This window comes from Treponema sp. R80B11-R83G3 (assembly GCF_054786115.1).
Genome location: NZ_BDHF01000239.1, coordinates 1 through 1,193, shown reverse-complemented (window position 1 = coordinate 1,193; position 1,193 = coordinate 1). Strand labels below are relative to the sequence as shown.

The window sequence follows — 1,193 nt, the reverse complement described above, 5'->3', positions numbered from 1 at the left end:
GCTTTGCGGGCGAAACCCGTCCTCTAGATATCCGCATGGTTACCCAAGCGCTGAATGAGGCGGAAACCATAAGGCCAAAACCTGTTTATATCGTTTTCGCCGCTTTCCAATTTGACCCGGCGGCGGCGAAACATATTGACGATACTAAATGGCCCGGAGTTACCCTGTTAAAAGTACAAATGAACCCCGACCTTATGACCGCAGATTTAAAGAAGAAAGTATCATCAAGCCAAAGTTTCTGGCTTGTCGGACAGCCCGATGTAGAGCTTATCCACATCGAAAAAGGCAAGTATAAAATCAAAGTAAAAGGCTTTGACTATTACGACATAAAACAAGGGATAGTCAATTCAGGCGGAACCGACAAAATCGCCATGTGGATGCTTGATACCGATTATGACGGAATGTCCATAGAACCCAAACAGGTATTTTTCCCAATGGAAGGAAAAAACGAAGGTTGGGACAAACTTGCAAAAACCTTAAAAGCGGAAATCAACCCAGACCTTATAGAAAAATACAGAGGCACGGAATCCCTGCCATTTACAATTAAAGACAACACCCAAATTGCCGTCAAAATAGTCGATGACAGAGGAATTGAAAGTTTGAAAGTAATTTCGGTAGGTGCAAATGGCTGATATAACTCCTGCCGAAGACACGATTTATCAAAATATCCGCTCTGTTCTTGCCGCCGCAAGGCAAAAAGCGTATACCGCCATTAATACCGCTATGGTCGAAGCTTATTGGGAAATCGGGCGGCAAATTATGGAAGCACAGGGCAATAATCCGCGGGCTGAATATGGGTCTCAGTTATTGAAATATTTATCCGACCGTTTGACCGTTGAATTTGGAAAAGGCTTTGAAGAGACAAATTTACGCAAAATGCGGCAGTTTTATCAAACCTTCCCAATTCGAGACGCACTGCGTCTCGAATTAAGTTGGACGCATTATCGGCTTTTAATGAAGGTTGGAAATGAGGTTGAGCGAGAATTTTACCTCAAGGAATGTATCGAATGTAATTGGAGTTCTCGTCAGCTTGAACGGCAAATTACAACTTCATATTACAAGAGGCTCCTTGCCACCCGAAAAGAAGGTAAGGAATCGGTAAAAAATGAAATTCAAAAAACCGAACCAAAAACAGAACCTGACTTTATACTAAAAGACCCCTATATTCTGGAGTTCCTTGACCTGAAAGAAAA

2 protein-coding genes are annotated in these 1,193 nt (G+C 42.4%); both read left to right on the top strand.

All coding sequences use genetic code 11. From position 1 onward, the window contains the following. Nucleotides 1-632, top strand: a 632-nt coding sequence (locus ACYVRH_RS12970; RefSeq protein WP_461257317.1) for a hypothetical protein, incomplete at its 5' end; no start/stop codon positions are given. Beyond that, on the top strand, nucleotides 625-1,193 hold a 569-nt coding region (locus ACYVRH_RS12965), incomplete at its 3' end, for a DUF1016 N-terminal domain-containing protein (protein WP_461257316.1). The genes ACYVRH_RS12970 and ACYVRH_RS12965, both read left to right, overlap by 8 nt.